Origin of the sequence: Candidatus Frackibacter sp. WG13, assembly GCF_900114655.1 — a bacterium.
In the GTDB taxonomy this organism is placed as follows: domain Bacteria; phylum Bacillota; class Halanaerobiia; order Halobacteroidales; family Acetohalobiaceae; genus Frackibacter.
The window spans coordinates 107,681-108,531 of record NZ_FOTT01000005.1; the positions used below are offsets into that span (position 1 = coordinate 107,681).

The following is an 851-nucleotide window of genomic DNA, read 5'->3' on the forward strand; positions in this document are numbered from 1 at the left end:
TGTCAAGGATTATTGTTTCAATCCTTGTTCTAATGGAATGTTGATCATAACCTGACCAAGGACAGGATAACCACTGTTATGGAATTTTGTTTCAATCCTTGTTCTAATGGAATGTTGATCATAACCTTTAATTTCTTGACCATTTTTGAACAAATACACCAAAAGTTTCAATCCTTGTTCTAATGGAATGTTGATCATAACTAATGAGGAAATTCATTAGAGGAGATGGTGTTAATGAGGTTTCAATCCTTGTTCTAATGGAATGTTGATCATAACCAATATTTTTATTTTCACTATTACTATCTCCCGTACTGTTTCAATCCTTGTTCTAATGGAATGTTGATCATAACCAAATTGAACCACAACCTTCAGGTAAGTATATACAATAGTTTCAATCCTTGTTCTAATGGAATGTTGATCATAACTAGTATAAGATTGATACAAATACTTGCTAAGATGGGGTTTCAATCCTTGTTCTAATGGAATGTTGATCATAACTTAAAGCTAATCTTACTGCTAGTGTAGCATTTAAGACGTTTCAATCCTTGTTCTAATGGAATGTTGATCATAACCTAGTTGTAGTAAGAAGTGTGATAATTGTTCTCCAATGTTTCAATCCTTGTTCTAATGGAATGTTGATCATAACATAAAAAAGAAGCATTAGAAGTATTAGAGGAAATTGGTTTCAATCCTTGTTCTAATGGAATGTTGATCATAACCCTGCCCCACCTCCACTTGTGACTTGTGTATGTATTCGTTTCAATCCTTGTTCTAATGGAATGTTGATCATAACGAAAAAGAAGCAGATGAATTAGCTGAAAAGATCATGTTTCAATCCTTGTTCTAATGGA

1 CRISPR repeat array is annotated in these 851 nt (G+C 32.7%).

Features of this window, described 5'->3' with window-relative positions:
• Positions 1-14 precede the first annotated feature (14 nt).
• Positions 15-793: direct repeats of the CRISPR family, unit length 37 nt; unit sequence GTTTCAATCCTTGTTCTAATGGAATGTTGATCATAAC.
• The last annotated feature ends 58 nt before the right edge of the window (positions 794-851 follow it).